This is a genomic window from Salegentibacter holothuriorum (assembly GCF_900168045.1).
GTDB classification, from domain to species: domain Bacteria; phylum Bacteroidota; class Bacteroidia; order Flavobacteriales; family Flavobacteriaceae; genus Salegentibacter; species Salegentibacter holothuriorum.
The window spans coordinates 72,834-88,630 of the sequence record NZ_FUYY01000006.1; the positions used below are offsets into that span (position 1 = coordinate 72,834).

Genomic DNA, 15,797 nt, shown 5'->3' on the forward strand with positions numbered 1-15,797 from the left:
AGTTTTCACTAGTTGCTTTTAAACCAAAAATCATGGAAAACAAGATTCTTAAGCTTTCATAATTTTCTCCTGGTGATTAATAGATTCCTGGTGAACGGCTTTAAATAAACGCAAAATAAATTCTTCGCTTAAACCGTGTTGCTCACCTTCAAGAACCATTTTTCCTAGAATTTCATTCCATCGCTTGGTTTGCAATACAGAAACGTTTTGTGATTTTTTAACCTGGCCAATCTCATCAGAAACCTTCATTCTTTTTGCAAGCAATTCAATTAATTGATTATCGGCTACATCAATCTTAGCTCTTAGAGTACCTAACTTATTCTGAAATTCCTCACTTTCTGAAATCTCTTTTCTAATCTTCAAATCTTTCATAATTTGAATAAGCGTGGAAGGGGTAATTTGTTGCGCGGCATCACTCCAGGCATCATCTGGAGTATGGTGTGTTTCTACCATAATCCCGTCATAATTAAGATCAAGTGCAGTTTGACAAAGATCAAAAATAATATCCCTACGACCTGCAATATGTGAAGGGTCTAAAATTAGCGGAAGATCTGGAAATTTATTCTGAAGCTCTATCGCTATTTGCCATTCTGGGTTATTTCTATATTTCGTTTTTTCGTAAGCCGAAAATCCACGGTGAATAACTCCTAAATTCTTAATATCCTGAGTATACAATCTTTCAACTGCGCCCAACCAAAGCGAAAGGTCTGGGTTTACCGGGTTTTTTACCAATACAGTTTTATCAGTTCCTTTAAGTGCTTCAGCAATTTCCTGAACAATAAAAGGAGAAACCGTGGTTCTTGCTCCTATCCAAAGAATATCAATATCATTTTCTAAAGCAAGATCTACGTGATGCGGGTTAGCAACTTCGGTTGTAGTTAACATCCCGGTTTCTTCTTTGGCTTTTTTTAACCATTTTAAACCTAGTGCCCCTACACCTTCAAAATTCCCAGGTCTGGTTCTTGGCTTCCAGATTCCGGCGCGCAATACGGTTGCGTCACTATCTTTTAATTGGTGTGCAATCTTTAAAACCTGTTCTTCGGTCTCTGCGCTACAAGGCCCTGCAATTACCAACGGATGATCTAATCCGAAAGCGTCTAGCCAGTTTCTTAATTCTTTCTTGTTTTCCATAATTTAAAATTTAGTCCTGATTATTATTTTATTCCGTTTAATATTGATTTAATATGATTGGTGCGTTGCATTTCGTTATACACCTCTTGAAAATCATCATTCTCAAGTAATTCTTTAAAATGCGTTAGATTATTTATATACTCGTTAAGCGTCTCTAAAACATTACTTTTATTTTCCCTGAAAATAGGCGACCACATGGCCGGTGAACTTTTGGCAAGTCTCACCGTAGAAGCGAATCCACTGCCTGCTAAATCAAATATATCGCGCTCGTTACGTTCTTTTTCCAGAACTGTTTTCCCCAGCATAAAAGAACTTATATGTGATAAATGCGAAACATAAGCAATATGTCTATCGTGCGAAACAGGATCCATATACCGAATTCGCATTCCTAATTTCTGAAAAATATTCAGCGCCCGTTCCTGAAGCTTAAAAGCTGTTTTTTCTACTTCGCATATAATATTGGTTTTATTCCTATATAGGTTAGAAATTGCTGCTTCGGGACCAGAAAATTCGGTACCTGCAATAGGATGAGCTGCTAAAAAGTTTCTTCTATTTTGATGACTGGCGATTTCTTTACAAAGACCAGACTTTGTGGAACCGGCGTCAAAAACCAGCGTATTGTCACTAACTAAGTCCAAAACATCGGCTACTACCTTACTTGCAACATCTACCGGAACTGCTACTACCACAACCTCAGCGTGTTGTGTATCTTCTAATTTAGCTAAATGATCTATAATCCCAAGTTCTTTCGCTTTTTTTAGGTTTTTTTCATCGGCATCACTTCCATAGATTTCGGCTTCCGGAAAAGCCGATTTAATATCCAACGCAAACGAACCGCCTATAAGTCCTATTCCTATTACCTGAACCCTCATTGCTTAATTCGTTTAATTGCACGTTCTATATTTTCTTGGGAGGCACAAAGTGAAAACCGAATGTAGGCTTCACCATTACTACCAAAAATAAAACCTGGTGCGGTAAAAATGTGGTATTTATTCAGTAGAAAATCTACAAAAGCTTCAGCGTTTGTTCCCTGCGGAACCTTTGCCCAAACAAACATTCCTGTTTGATCTTTTTCGGGCTCACACTCTAAAGCTTCAGCTAGCTCCAGGACTTTTTCTTTTCGACTTTGATAAATTTTATTTAGATCAGAGAACCAATCTTCATTTAAACGCAAAGCTGCTGCTGCCCCTGCCTGAAGCGGATAAAACATCCCGCTATCCATATTGGTTTTTACTTTTAAAACTGTATTCAGGTTTCTTTCACTGCCACAAAGCATTCCTATTCGCCAGCCGGCCATATTAAAACTCTTGCTCAACGAATTAAGTTCCAAAACCATATCTTTGGCTCCTTCAGCCTTCAAAATACTTTTTGGGTGCTCATTCAGTATAAAACTATAAGGATTATCGTTTACTATTAAAATATTATGGGTTTTAGCAAAAGTCACAAGTTCTTCAAAAAGACTTTCATTTGCAGAAGCTCCGGTTGGCATATGCGGGTAATTAACCCACATTAATTTCACTTTACTCAAATCTTTTTTAGCCAGTTCTTCCAAATTTGGCAACCAATTTCCTTCAGCAGTTAAATCGTAATACACCGCTTTAGCTCCCACCAGTTCGGTAACCGAAGAGTAGGTTGGATAACCCGGGTTTGGGATAAGCACTTCATCGCCTTCATTTAAAAAAGCCATAGAAACATGGGTAATCCCTTCTTTGCTTCCCATAAGGGGCAAAATCTCAGTCTCTGCATCAAGAGAAACCTGATAATGATTTTGGTAAAATTCAGCTATGGCATTTCTAAAATCTGCGGTGCCTTTATATGGCTGATATTGATGCGCACCGGTGTTTACCAGCGCCTCATTTAAGGCCGAAATCACCTGCGGTGGTGGCGCCAAATCTGGACTACCAATGCCCAGGTTAATAATATCTTTCCCGGCAGCCGCCATAGCACGCACCTCTCTTAACTTTGAAGAAAAGTAGTATTCTTTTACACTATCCAATCTCTTGGCCTGCTCTATCATTACAAACTATTTTTGTAGGTTCCTAAAATTGTTAATCGCTCTGTCATTACTTGCAGAATTTCCATTGCTTTCTGAAATTCGGTATAATCTTCAAAGATCACATCTATAAAAAATGAATATTTCCAGGGAAATTCTATTATAGGCATACTCTGTATTTTGGTCATATCCAGGTTAAAATCCCTTAAAATATTTAATACCGAAACCAGGCTACCACGCTTACTCTCTAATTCAAATTTTAAAGATGCTTTATCTATTTTATCGCCATTAGGCTCTTTCTTTTTTGTACTAATAATCAGGAAACGCGTTGCATTGCTTTTCTTGGTATGAATACTTTCAGCCAGAATATCAAGCCCAAATAATTGTGCTGCCGCTTTACTGGCTACTGCCGCTACTTTTGTACTTCCTTTTTCTGAAATCCTTCTGGCTACTTCAGCGGTATCAGCATCTTCAATTAATTTAATATGCGGATGCTTTTTAAAAAATTCCTTGCATTGCAAAAGTGCCATGGGATGTGAATAGACCTTTTTTATGTTCTCTATTTTTTGTCCCGGCATTGCCATAAAATTCATATCTATGGGTATATAATGCTCTCCAACTATTTTTAAATTATTTTCATCTATAAGCGCATAATTTGGTAAAATTGAACCTGCAATAGAATTTTCTATGGCCATTACCCCCTCATTAGCTACACCATTCACCAGGCTTTTGGTGAGTTCTGCAAAAGACATGCATTCTAAAACATCAACTTCTTTGTGGTAATATTCCTGAGCCACCAAATGATGAAATGATCCCTGAACTCCCTGTATTGCAATAATTTTATCCATTTATTTTTAATTAAATCTCAAAAATGAGTAAAAAAAAAGCCCCGATATTTATCGGGACTTTTTTATATAATTTTTTACTTAACTACATAGCATTCCCGTTCCTATCTCTGAAATAGAAATAAAAAAAATAAAATGCGTTCCAGCTAATTAAGTGATTCATTGTTTCTTTGTTACGGGGCTAAAGTAGAATATAATTCTTTAATGAAAAATCTTTTTTTATTTTTTTTTAAAGTTTACAAAGCTTTTTACAGACTTAATTTTTTTTCCATAAAAAAATCGAAAGATTTACAATAAGACTTTAACTAATCAGTTCTTAATTCCGAAATCTACAAAGCCGTCAATTACTTATAACCAGATATACCACAATTTTCTTCATTTCCAGTGGTATAAAAATCCTTACTTTTGAAAAAAAGCTGGTTATGTCTATTCATATTCAAGGAATCTCTAAGTTTTATGGCAAACAAAAAGCGCTGGATGCTGTTTCCTTTGAGCTGAAGAAAGGAGAAATTGTTGGTTTTTTGGGACCAAACGGTGCCGGAAAATCTACCTTAATGAAAATATTAACCGGATATTTAAAAGCTTCAGAAGGAAAAGCTGAAATAAATGGAGTTTCTCTTGAAGACGATTTACATAAAATTCAGCAGCAAATAGGCTATCTACCGGAACACAATCCCTTATACACAGAAATGTATGTACGGGAATACTTAGAATTTAATTCCAGAATCTACAAAACCAATAAATCCCGAATTGAAGAAGTTATTGAACTTACTGGCCTAAAACCAGAAGCCAATAAAAAGATAGAGCAGCTTTCTAAAGGTTACCGGCAAAGGGTTGGACTGGCAACAGCATTGCTTCACGATCCTCAGGTTTTAATCTTAGATGAACCAACCACAGGATTAGATCCTAATCAATTGGTAGAAATAAGAGCTCTTATAAAGCAAATTGGAAAAGAAAAATCAGGAAAAACCATATTTCTTTCCACGCATATTATGCAAGAAGTTGAAGCTGTTTGTGACCGTGTGATCATTATCAATAAAGGAAAGATAGTTGCTGATAAAAATTTAAAAGGTTTACGCGAAGAAAGCGAACAAGTTATTTTAGTGGAATTCGATTACCGGGTGGAGCAAGTTGCTCTCCAAAAATTACCACATCTTATTTCATCTAAAAATGTAGGCGGATTTGCCTATGAACTTACTTTTGACACTAAAAAAGATATGCGCCCCGCAGTATTCGATTTTGCCCATGATAACGGATTGAAGACTTTACAACTGAATCAAAAAACAAAAAATTTAGAAAGTTTATTTGCTGAACTAACAGCCCCCCAAAAAGCCCTCTAACCCCCAAAGGGAGAAAGAGCCCCCGCCCCCCAAAGGGGGAGTTTTATTTTGGGATACTTTAAAGATATTACCTTAATTTTTGTGTTTGACTCCTTGTAAATATATACAGGGTGCTCGGAGTTCCCCCTTCGGGGGTTAGGGGGTTTCGAATATAAGTCGGCCGGTATAGTGTTCTTCAATATTAACTTCAGGCGGGCGGTTTTTGGAAATAATATCTCCAAAACCAAAAATATCTCCTTTTAAAGACTGCTGCGGATTGATTATTAATTTGTTGGTTCCACGATGTAAAATTTCATAATGCTCCACGATAAAATCTCCTGCTTCCAGCCTTCCGTCTCCATTGGCAAAAAACAGGTTGACATTACTGGCGTTTCCGGTGAGAAAATAATTAGAAAAATTATCGTTGGTGATTCTTAGATTTTCAACTTCCAAATCAAGAATAAAGTCACCATTGGTATGAATATTCGGATCCCTTTCCTGGTTAAATGAACGTAACCAAAGTTCTGGAAAATTTAAGCTACCAATACTTTCAATGCTGATTCCGCTACTATTTTGCAACCAGTTTAAGCTTGGCGTAGTGACATAGATTTTAGTGATCTCGTAATCCCTAAAAAGATTACATGAATTTTCGTTTCTGAGTTCAAGTCGATTATTTACAACTTCAGCATAAACATCTTCTCGAAGATTTTCTCCTGTTTCGATCTTCACTTTATAGTCATCGCCCTGTTCAATAAACAATTTCACACGTTCATAAACTATAATTTCTTCAAAAGCATCAACGCTAAATTCTTCAGAAACGATTTTTCCAGAAGTCTTTACGCAAGTCGGCAATTCTTCAGAATCACATCCTAAAAAGACAAAAATTAAGATCGCTATTCCTAAAACTCGATTTTTCATAAACGATATCCTATTGAAAATTCTACAGCTTCAGCATTTGCATAATGTGATCTAACCGTTAGTGAAGCCCAAATATCTTCCGTGATCTTTCTTTGCAGACCAAGCCTGTTATATAGTTGATCTACAAAATGTTCGTAAGGATAATATGCATAATACCCCAAATGCGTGATCACCGATAATTTATTGAAGTTTAGCTGATGCCCAACGAAAACTCCTACTCGTTTGGAATCTTCATCTCCGGTGGTATTTCCCGAAGGAAAAGCTACCGACTGGTAATAAATACGTTCTTCCATAGCTTTAGAAAAGAAAACTTCGGCTCCCCCCTGCAGTGTACTTTTATGATTTAGCACCTTATCAGCATAAGCGGAAAAAGTTAAAAATGGATATTGCTTAGAACCAATAATCCCCATAGTATTTACACCACTTCTCAACACAAAATTAAAATGAATGGGTTCTGTGTATTTTTCTCTCGTTCCCCCGGCAATATAATTCGGCAGATTTTGATGATCTAAAGCATAATTCAAGCCCAGGTTAAACGTAATGGTATTTGTACTTGAATTAGGAGATTTAAAATCGGCGTTAGAGTAATGAATCAAAGAAAGTCCCGTTTGAAAACCCAATCCCTGAAAAATATTTTCCTTTTTATAATTTGCCATTAGGTAGGTAGAGCTTAGCAGCCGCGAACCATAGGCATTATTTTTATAATTTTCATCAGGATGATAAGGATTGGAAGCATAAGCCAACCCCTGCCCAATTCTAAACATCAAATTTCTTTTGAACAGGTAGAAATTCATATGAGCATATAATCCGTAGTTTTCACCTAAATTCGGATTTTTCATATCCTGATAGGTAAAAGACACTCCAACATCGGGGTAATTGTAGCGTTTTTCCCAATCTTCAAAACCGAAGCTTTTTTTATTCAAACCAAGAATAAGCCCGGTAGGGTGCCCGGTAATTAAATGGGCAATATCAGGGCTATGTTCAGCTATGGTTCCGTAGAAATAACTAGCATCAAAGGAATAATAATTCTTCCCTAATTCCTGGGCCGAAAGATTATAAATGCTAAAAAGAAAAATAAGGGCGGTAATTTTCTTCATTACCCGCAAATGTAGCCTAATATTTTAAAAAACAGCTTCTGCTATTTTTTGAATATTGCTACTTTTTCCCATCGAGTAGTAATGTAAAACCGGCACTCCGGCTTCTTTTAATTCCCGAGATTGCGTTATAGCCCATTCAATCCCCACTTTTCTTACCTCTTTATTATCTTTACAAGCCTCAACCTCTGTTATCAACTCCTCGGGTAGATCTATACTAAATACCTGCGGTAATAATTGCAAGTGTTTTTTAACAGCAATAGGTTTGATACCGGGAATTATAGGAACATTTATCCCTGCTTCCCTGGCTTTATCTACAAATTCAAAATAAGCCTGGTTGTTAAAGAACATTTGAGTAACCACATAATCGGCACCGGCATCTACTTTTGCTTTAAGCCACTTTAAATCGGTAGTGAGAGAAGGAGATTCCAAATGTTTTTCCGGGTATCCTGCTACACCCACACAGAAATCTGCATTATTATCAGATTCTATGACCTCGTTAAGGTATTTACCTGCCCCCAGATTTTTAATTTGGCTAACCAGGTCGCTGGCATAACAATTTCCTCCATCAGTAGGTTCAAAATACCGCTGATGCTTCATGGCATCACCACGTAAGGCCATTACATTATCTATACCCAAATAGTGACAATCTACCAGCAAATACTCGGTCTCCTCTCGGGTAAAGCCGCCACAAAGTACATGAGGAATAGTATCTACATGGTACTTTTGCTTTATTGCGGCGCATATACCCACCGTTCCAGGACGCATACGTGTTATTTTTCTTTCCAGTAAGCCGTTATTTTTCTTAATATACAAATGCTCTTCCCTGGAGGTAGTAACATCTATAAACGGCGGATTAAACTCCATTAATGGATCTATGTTATCGTATAGATCCTGAATATTTTTTCCTTTTTGTGGAGGCACAATTTCAAAAGAAAACAAGGTTTCCCCTTTGGCTTTTTTTATATGTTCGGTAATCTTCATGGTATCACTATTGTTTTAATCTGCAATATTTGGGTTTAGCCATTTTTCGGCTTTTTTCAACGGAATCCCCTTTCTTTCGGCAAAATCTTTCACCTGGTCGTCCTTAATTTTCCCCAGGCCAAAATAACGTGCTTCGGGATTGGCAAAATAATATCCGCTTACGCTCGCTGCCGGCCACATCGCCAAACTTTCGGTTAGTTCAACTCCTATTCGTTTTTTAACCTTTAAAACTTCCCAAATACTTAATTTTTCTAAATGGTCTGGACAGGCAGGATAACCGGGCGCAGGCCTAATTCCTTTATAAGTTTCTTTTATTAATTCTTCGTTGCTTAAATTTTCTTCAGGCTCATAGCCCCAGTCTTCGCGTCTTATTTTTTTATGTAAATATTCTGCAAAAGCTTCGGCCAGCCTATCGGCCAGCGCTTTGATCATAATCGAGTTATAATCGTCAAAATCTTCTTCAAACTTTTTAGCAAGTTCTGCAGTTCCAAAACCGGTAGTCACACAAAAACAGCCTATATAATCTTGGATTCCAGTTTCCTTAGGTGCAATAAAATCAGAAAGCGCAAAATTTGGCTTTCCCCCGTATTTCTTTAGTTGTTGCCTAAGTGTTCTAAAAAGAATCTTTTTTTCTTCGGAATTGTCCTGATAACGAACCTCTATATCATCGCTATTAATGGTGTTAGCCGGAAACAATCCGTAAACGGCTTTTGCTTTTAGTAATTTCTCATCCAAAACTCTTTTCAGCAAAACTTTAGCATCCTCAAACAGTAAAGTAGCCTGCTCTCCTACAACTTTATCTTCTAAAATATCTGGATAACGTCCATGCAAATCCCAACTTCTAAAAAATGGACTCCAATCTATATAAGCTTCAAGTTCTTTTAGATCGAAATTATCTATTTGCTGAATTCCCGGCTTGTTGGGTTCGATTATTTTTGTGTTTTCCCAATCTATACTGTATTTGTTATCCCTTGCATCTTCTATAGATAAGAAAGATTTTACTTTGCTTCTTTTCTTAAAATTAAGCCTGAATTTATCATATTCGGCTTTAAGATCGCTCATATATTTTATTCGGGTTTCTTCTTTTAAAAGATCGCCAATTACTGTCACCGCTCGTGATGCATCGTTAACATGAGCAACCGCATTTTTATACTGTGGATCTATTTTTACAGCGGTATGCGCTTTAGAGGTAGTGGCGCCACCAATAAGTAAAGGCACATCAAAATTTTGCCGCTGCATTTCTTTGGCTAAAAAAACCATCTCGTCTAGAGAAGGGGTAATTAAGCCACTTAAGCCAATAGCGTCCACACCTTCGGCCTTTGCAGTTTCTATAATTTTTTCTGGGGGAACCATCACGCCCAGGTCTATAATTTCATAATTATTACAACCCAATACTACGCTTACAATATTTTTTCCAATATCATGAACATCTCCTTTTACCGTAGCCATAAGAACTTTTCCAGCCCCCCCCGCCCCCGATGGGGGAGCTTTTTTAAGCGTACGCAAAATTTTATCCAGTACGTGGTCTAAATTGGTAAGCACTTCTTCATTAGTAAACCTAATTACCCGAAACTCGTGCTCCTTTAACCAGGCTGTTATTTCCTCGTCACTTTTTTTATTTTCGGGTAATTGATGAATTAAACCATCAACTTCCACTACAAGTTTCTTTTTAAGACAAACAAAATCGGCTATATAACTGCCAATAATATGCTGCCTCCTAAATTTAAAACCTTCAAGTTGCTTATCCTTTAAGGAATCCCAAAGCAAAGTTTCAGCTTCAGTTGGCTGGTTATATCGATTCTTTTGAGCAAATTCTTTCATTAAACCGTAGAGTGCCGGTTCAGCCGTTTGCCAGTAGCGCTCCCCCTTTGGAGGTTGGGGGGCTTCTTTTGCGGCTTCAATATATGGAAGAAGGTAAGCCACTGCCTTTTTCATTACCCTGGCAGATTTCACCACCTGTGGCAGAAACATTTTTCCGCTTCCAAATAGATCACCCACCACGTTCATTCCAATCATTAAATGACCTTCTATCACTTCAATAGGTTTACTTGCTTCCTGGCGGGCTTGCTCTATATCCTCAAGAATATAAGCGTCTATACCCTTTACTAGCGCATGGGTTATTCTATCCTGAAGAGGGTTTTCTCTCCAGGATAGATCTAATTTGCTTTCCTTTTTGGAGCCCACTACAGTTTCGGCAAATTCAAGCAAGCGTTCTGTAGCATCTTCTTTTCTATCAAGAATTACGTCTTCTACATGTTCTAAAAGATCCTTGGGGATATTATCGTAAACTTCCAAAAGGGCAGGGTTTACAATACCGATATTCATTCCTGCTTTAATTGCATAATACAAAAACACCGAATGCATGGCTTCCCGTACCGGATTATTTCCGCGGAAAGAAAACGAAACATTACTTACTCCTCCACTCACACTACAATGCGGTAGATTTTCTTTTACCCATCGGGTTCCTTCAATAAAGTCTATAGCATTTCTCTTATGCTCATCCATCCCGGTTCCTACCGGAAATATATTCAGGTCAAAAATGATATCTTCCGGCGGAAGTTTCACTTCATTCACCAAAATATCATAAGAACGCTTTGCAATTTCAATTCGGCGTTCATAATTATCGGCCTGTCCAACTTCATCAAAAGCCATTACAATTACTGCCGCGCCATAGCGTTTAATTTTTTTGGCATGTTCAATAAACTCTGCTTCCCCTTCTTTTAGGCTAATAGAATTCACCACACATTTTCCCTGCACTACCTGTAAACCGGCTTCAATAATTTCCCATTTAGAACTATCTATCATAATAGGAACGCGGGCAATATCGGGTTCGGCTACAATAAGGTTCAGGAATTTCACCATAGCTTCTTTCCCTTCAATAAGACCATCGTCCATATTAATGTCGATAATCTGTGCACCACCGTCTACCTGGTCTCTGGCTACTTCCAGCGCCTCTTCAAATTTCTCTTCTTTTATTAAACGTAGAAATCTTTTAGAACCGGCAACATTGGTACGCTCCCCAACATTTACAAAATTACTCTCGGGCGTTATTATTAAAGGTTCCAACCCAGATAGTTTTAAGGGCCTTACCTCTTTTTGCTGTGTACTCGTAGAAAATTCTTCCTGACCTTCTTCTTTATTTTCAGATACTATCATAATACAGTAGAAAACTTAGGTTTCACTATTTTTCGCGGCTTATAATCTTTAGTAATATCAGCAATAGCTTTTATATGTTTGGGGGTGGTTCCGCAACAGCCACCCAAAATATTCACTAGTCCTTTTTCTAAATATTCTTTGATCTCGCCAGCCATTTCTTCCGCATCCTGGTCATATTCTCCAAAAGCATTTGGCAAGCCGGCATTAGGATAGGCAGAAACCCCTGAACTCGCAAAACGATTTAAAACTTCCAGATGCGGAGTGAGTTGTTTAGCGCCTAAAGCACAGTTAAAACCAATACTTAACAATGGAATATGTGATACAGAAATAAGAAAAGCTTCAGCGGTTTGCCCAGATAAGGTACGCCCGGAAGCATCGGTAATTGTACCGCTAACCATCACCGGGATATCCAGAGATAATTCTTCTTTAAGTTCATCTATGGCAAAAAGGGCGGCCTTAGCATTTAAAGTATCAAAAACGGTTTCTAATAAAAGAATATCCACGCCTCCTTTTATTAAAGCTTTGGCTTGTTGTCTATACGCCAGGCGCAATTCCTCAAAGGAAATTGCTCTAAAGCCAGGGTCATTAACATCTGGGCTCATACTGGCTGTTTTATTGGTAGGTCCCATAGCTCCCGCTACAAAACGAGGCTTTTCAGGGTTTTTCTGCGTTAACTCTACAGCCACTTCTTTGGCAATTCTGGCCGACTCATAATTGAGTTCATCCACCAGCTCCTCCATCTCATAATCGGCCATAGCAATAGTGGTTGCAGAAAAGGTGTTTGTTTCTACAATATCTGCACCGGCCTCAAAATATTTACGGTGAATTGTGGCAATTGCCTTAGGTTGGGTGATAGATAGCAAATCGTTATTTCCCTGTACGGAAACAGGCCAATCGGCAAAACGTTTTCCACGGAAATCTTCTTCAGAGAATTTATATTCCTGAAGCATTGTACCCATGGCACCGTCTAAAACAAGTATGTTTTTTTGAAGTTGTTCTTCTAATTCTGACATATAATTTTATCTAAAATCACTATCAAAAAAAGAAGCGGGAAAGAATTCTTTTCTGTTATCTATCTGCGTACAGTACGGAGTAGAATGTAGCACCTTCTCCCATTACAGGAGGGTTGCCAAGGTGTCTTCGGGTCTAATCCCTCAACCTTTCTTGATAACGATATTACAAACAATGAACTTGAACCAACAAATATACGATACAGCCTATTAAACACAAGGCCTCAAGACTATTTTTATTAAAAATCTACTTAAATCGTTTTTTTAAAGCTTTTTTCTAAAAAAATTGAATAAAAAAAGCGTTAAAAACGAATACCTGCTCTTAAAGAAGTCTCAGTTTTTAAAAAACCAAATTGAGATAAAATAAAGAAATCCCGAACTTTTGAATATTACTAAAAATAATCATATTCAAATAATCCGGGAATATCTATAGGTTCTCTTTTATACTATACCGAGACCATATCTTTAAATTAAAACTGCCAGTCTTGTTATAAAACTCTTTCAGACAGGTAAAGTCAACGCAAACAAACACGGTCTCCACAGACAGGATTGAGGTGTTAGTTAATCAACTCGCCATTTAAAGTGATAGCGTAATTAATCTCGGCTGCTTTCTCCAGCATTTTAGATACCGAACAATATTTATCCATAGAAAGGTCTACTGCACGTTTGGCCTTTGCTACAGGTAAATCTCCTTTAAGAAGAAAATTAAGCTGAATTTTCTTAAAAACATTAGGTATGGCTCCATCTTCTCTAAAGCCTTCTACCTCAACCTGAAGGTCTTCTAATTCTATATGTTGTTTTTTTAAGATCATTACAATATCTATACTGCTACATCCGGCAATGGCGCGAAGCAGCAAATCCATAGGGCTGGCACCTTTTGGCTCGGCATCGGTTTTATTATCTAAATGAACAATGTCTCCTCGCTCATTTACAGTTTCAAAATGATAATCTTTATTAAGTCTTTTAAGGCTAATTTTCATAATATTTTGTTTTAAACAAATTTAGTCAAAGCATACTAAAAAACCTCACCGTTCTTTAGCTTATAACATATTAGGGTTTTCCGTAAATGATAGTAGCAAATTTTTAATAGATTTACAGGAAGTTATACTTAAAACTGACTTTATTCCGGTTATCCATTATGATGCAATTGGGAATAGTAGGGGTATAAGGGGTTGTAGGCAATACTAAACAAAATCCGAGTACATAATGAAATTTAAAAAACTCCACATAAAAAACTTTAAGGCGATTGAATTAGTGAAAATGGAATCCCTTGGAGATTTAGTTCTTATAGCAGGTCAAAATGGAGTAGGAAAATCTTGCATATTTGATTGTATTAGATTGTTTAAGTCTAACTATGGGAGTTACAATCAAAATGAGGTAAACAACTTTTATAATGAATTCCAAGTTAAAATTGGAAATAATTTCAATTTAGATAAACTTTTCAGAGATAATAAAAATCCTATTGAGATAGAGGCGACAATAGAATTGTCAAAAACTGAAATTGATTATTTAAAAAATAATGGTGAAAAATTGCTTGAGAAATTACTATGGAGATTATATACCAAAAATCCAAACTTTGATCCAGCAATGGACGATTTATCAAATTCTGCAGCTTCAAACCAAAGGATGTATGGTCAGACGGTTCAAACAGAAACCAAAAAGTATATGGTTGAATTTGAAAGATTAGTACAGCAAAATGAATTCGAAGGTAGAGTTGAAATTTATTCGGATAATTCTTTAAAAGTAAAGCCAAACATCTTATTAGAATTGTTATTTCATACTTTCAGTCCAGATGAGCTTGGAATAATCGATTATCATGGTGCACATAGAAGCTACCAAAAAGAACATTTGCAAAACTTGAATCTAAACTTTAGCAATTCAAAAGAAAATTATCAAAATCATGCTTTATACAACTACACCAATAAATATAACAACGTAAAGACAGAAATGGCTTCTAGCTATGTCAAAGCTCTAATCGCCAAAGAAAGCGGAGCAACAGACCAAGCGTTGTCTGATTTGAACAATTCATTAAGTTCATTATTTTCAAAGTTTTTTCCTGGTAAAAGCTTCAACGGAATGGTACCAAATTCAAATGGCACATTAGAATTTCCGGTTAAAATTAAAACTGGAGAAAAGCATGATATTGCTGACTTGAGTTCAGGTGAGAAAGAAATATTATTTGGATACCTTAGACTTAGAAATCAAGCCCCTAGAAATTCTGTAATTCTTATAGACGAACCAGAATTGCACTTAAATCCGAAAATAGCCAAAAAACTACCAGAATTTTATTATGAAACGATAGGCAAGCAATTAAATAATCAAATATGGTTGGTTACCCATTCGGATGCGATTTTAAAAGAGGTAGCTGGAAATAATGAATATAGTATTTTCCATATGTCAGAATCCTTAAATGATGGTAATAATCAAGTTCACAAAATCTCCCTAGAAAATGAAGCTGAGGCAGCTTTAATTGATTTAATTGGCGAATTTTCTGCTTATGACCAAAGAAACAAGATTGTAATTTTTGAAGGTGAAGATTCAGAATTTGATAAAACAATAACTAATATACTTTTTCCAGAGTTCGAAAACAGCACAAATTCAATTTCTGCTGGTAGCAGATCAAATGTTGCTAATTTGCAAAAAGTATTAAAAACAGCATCTGACGAAGGACTAATTTCTAAAAAGTTTGTTTCCATTGTCGATAAGGATTCAAATAAAGTTATAAATGACCTAGAAACAATGAATTTTTCGTGGAATGCATATCATATTGAGAACTACCTTTTGAACGAAACTTTTATAAAAAAGGTTTTGGATGATCTTCATATAAATAATGAAGAGTTTGATAGTGAAGTAAAAATTCTAGAAGCCTTAAAAGAATGCGCGAAGGAAACTTTGCCATTCCACATTCAACATGAATTGAATCAATTTGTATCCTCCGAATTAAACAGCTCTATTACTACAAAGATTGATGCTTCTAACGTATTGAACAAAGAATATTTTAAAGTCGTAGAAAGGACAATTTCAGAAATAGAAACAAAGAAAATTAATTCATTAAGTCAAAAAGAACTTAAAAAGAAAGAGATATTTATAGCTAATAAATTCAAGCAATCTTTGAAGGATGATTCTTGGAAACTTATATTCAATGGTAGAAATATTCTAAACTGTTTTACCAAAAAAATCAAAGTAATACGATACGAACTATTTCGAAACTTGATCATATCAAAAATGAAAGACGAAAATTTTCAACCTAATGGAATGAAAGAAATAATTGACAAAATATTAGCTATAGAGTAATAGTACTGGCCAAAACAACGGTTAATCGCCAATAGCCGGAGCCGCTAGAAAGA

At 36.3% G+C, this 15,797-nt stretch carries 12 protein-coding genes and 1 riboswitch; of the genes, 2 read left to right on the plus strand and 10 right to left on the minus strand.

All coding sequences use genetic code 11. The features are described from left to right. Positions 1-48: 48 nt before the first annotated feature. From B5X51_RS13000 to B5X51_RS13015, 4 genes are read right to left on the minus strand one after another with little or no spacing between them, the layout of a single operon-like run. Positions 49-1,131, minus strand: a complete 1,083-nt coding sequence (locus B5X51_RS13000; RefSeq protein WP_079721626.1) for a bifunctional 3-deoxy-7-phosphoheptulonate synthase/chorismate mutase type II — start codon at positions 1,129-1,131, stop codon at positions 49-51. 23 nt (positions 1,132-1,154) lie between these two features. Then, positions 1,155-2,003 (minus strand): prephenate dehydrogenase, encoded by an 849-nt coding sequence (locus B5X51_RS13005; RefSeq protein WP_079721627.1) that lies wholly within the window; start codon positions 2,001-2,003, stop codon positions 1,155-1,157. Beyond that, positions 2,000-3,148, minus strand: coding sequence for a pyridoxal phosphate-dependent aminotransferase (locus B5X51_RS13010; RefSeq protein ID WP_079721628.1), 1,149 nt, complete (start codon positions 3,146-3,148; stop codon positions 2,000-2,002). The genes B5X51_RS13005 and B5X51_RS13010 overlap by 4 nt, the downstream gene beginning before the upstream one ends. Then, positions 3,148-3,972, minus strand: coding sequence for a prephenate dehydratase (locus B5X51_RS13015; protein ID WP_079721629.1), 825 nt, complete (start codon positions 3,970-3,972; stop codon positions 3,148-3,150). The genes B5X51_RS13010 and B5X51_RS13015 overlap by 1 nt, the downstream gene beginning before the upstream one ends. Positions 3,973-4,391: 419 nt before the next feature. Here B5X51_RS13015 and gldA point away from each other — a divergent pair, with 419 nt between their 5' ends. Further along, a complete protein-coding gene (gene gldA / locus B5X51_RS13020; protein ID WP_079721630.1) occupies positions 4,392-5,309 on the plus strand; it encodes a gliding motility-associated ABC transporter ATP-binding subunit GldA in 918 nt (305 codons plus the stop codon). 135 nt (positions 5,310-5,444) lie between these two features. Here the strand turns inward: gldA and B5X51_RS13025 are convergent, their stop codons facing one another. From B5X51_RS13025 to B5X51_RS13050, 6 genes are all read right to left on the minus strand, one after another. Continuing rightward, complete coding sequence (locus B5X51_RS13025; RefSeq protein WP_079721631.1) at positions 5,445-6,206, minus strand: head GIN domain-containing protein; 762 nt, start codon at positions 6,204-6,206, stop codon at positions 5,445-5,447. Next, entirely contained in the window at positions 6,203-7,303 is a 1,101-nt protein-coding gene (locus B5X51_RS13030) for an acyloxyacyl hydrolase (protein WP_079721632.1), read from the minus strand. Before B5X51_RS13030 ends, B5X51_RS13025 begins: the two co-directional genes overlap by 4 nt. 24 nt (positions 7,304-7,327) lie before the next feature. Beyond that, positions 7,328-8,284, minus strand: coding sequence for a methylenetetrahydrofolate reductase [NAD(P)H] (gene metF, locus B5X51_RS13035; RefSeq protein ID WP_079721633.1), 957 nt, complete (start codon positions 8,282-8,284; stop codon positions 7,328-7,330). A 15-nt stretch (positions 8,285-8,299) separates the two neighbouring features. Then, complete coding sequence (locus B5X51_RS13040) at positions 8,300-11,440, minus strand: vitamin B12 dependent-methionine synthase activation domain-containing protein (RefSeq protein WP_079721634.1); 3,141 nt, start codon at positions 11,438-11,440, stop codon at positions 8,300-8,302. Continuing rightward, positions 11,437-12,453 (minus strand): homocysteine S-methyltransferase family protein, encoded by a 1,017-nt coding sequence (locus B5X51_RS13045; RefSeq protein ID WP_079721635.1) that lies wholly within the window; start codon positions 12,451-12,453, stop codon positions 11,437-11,439. The genes B5X51_RS13040 and B5X51_RS13045 overlap by 4 nt, the downstream gene beginning before the upstream one ends. Before the next feature lie 52 nt (positions 12,454-12,505). Beyond that, a riboswitch (SAM riboswitch) is annotated at positions 12,506-12,614 on the minus strand. 393 nt (positions 12,615-13,007) lie between these two features. Then, on the minus strand, positions 13,008-13,430 hold the full coding sequence (locus B5X51_RS13050; RefSeq protein WP_079721636.1) for an OsmC family protein: 423 nt from the start codon (positions 13,428-13,430) through the stop codon (positions 13,008-13,010). A gap of 226 nt (positions 13,431-13,656) precedes the next feature. Here B5X51_RS13050 and B5X51_RS13055 point away from each other — a divergent pair, with 226 nt between their 5' ends. Continuing rightward, entirely contained in the window at positions 13,657-15,744 is a 2,088-nt protein-coding gene (locus B5X51_RS13055; protein WP_079721637.1) for an AAA family ATPase, read from the plus strand. The last annotated feature ends 53 nt before the right edge of the window (positions 15,745-15,797 follow it).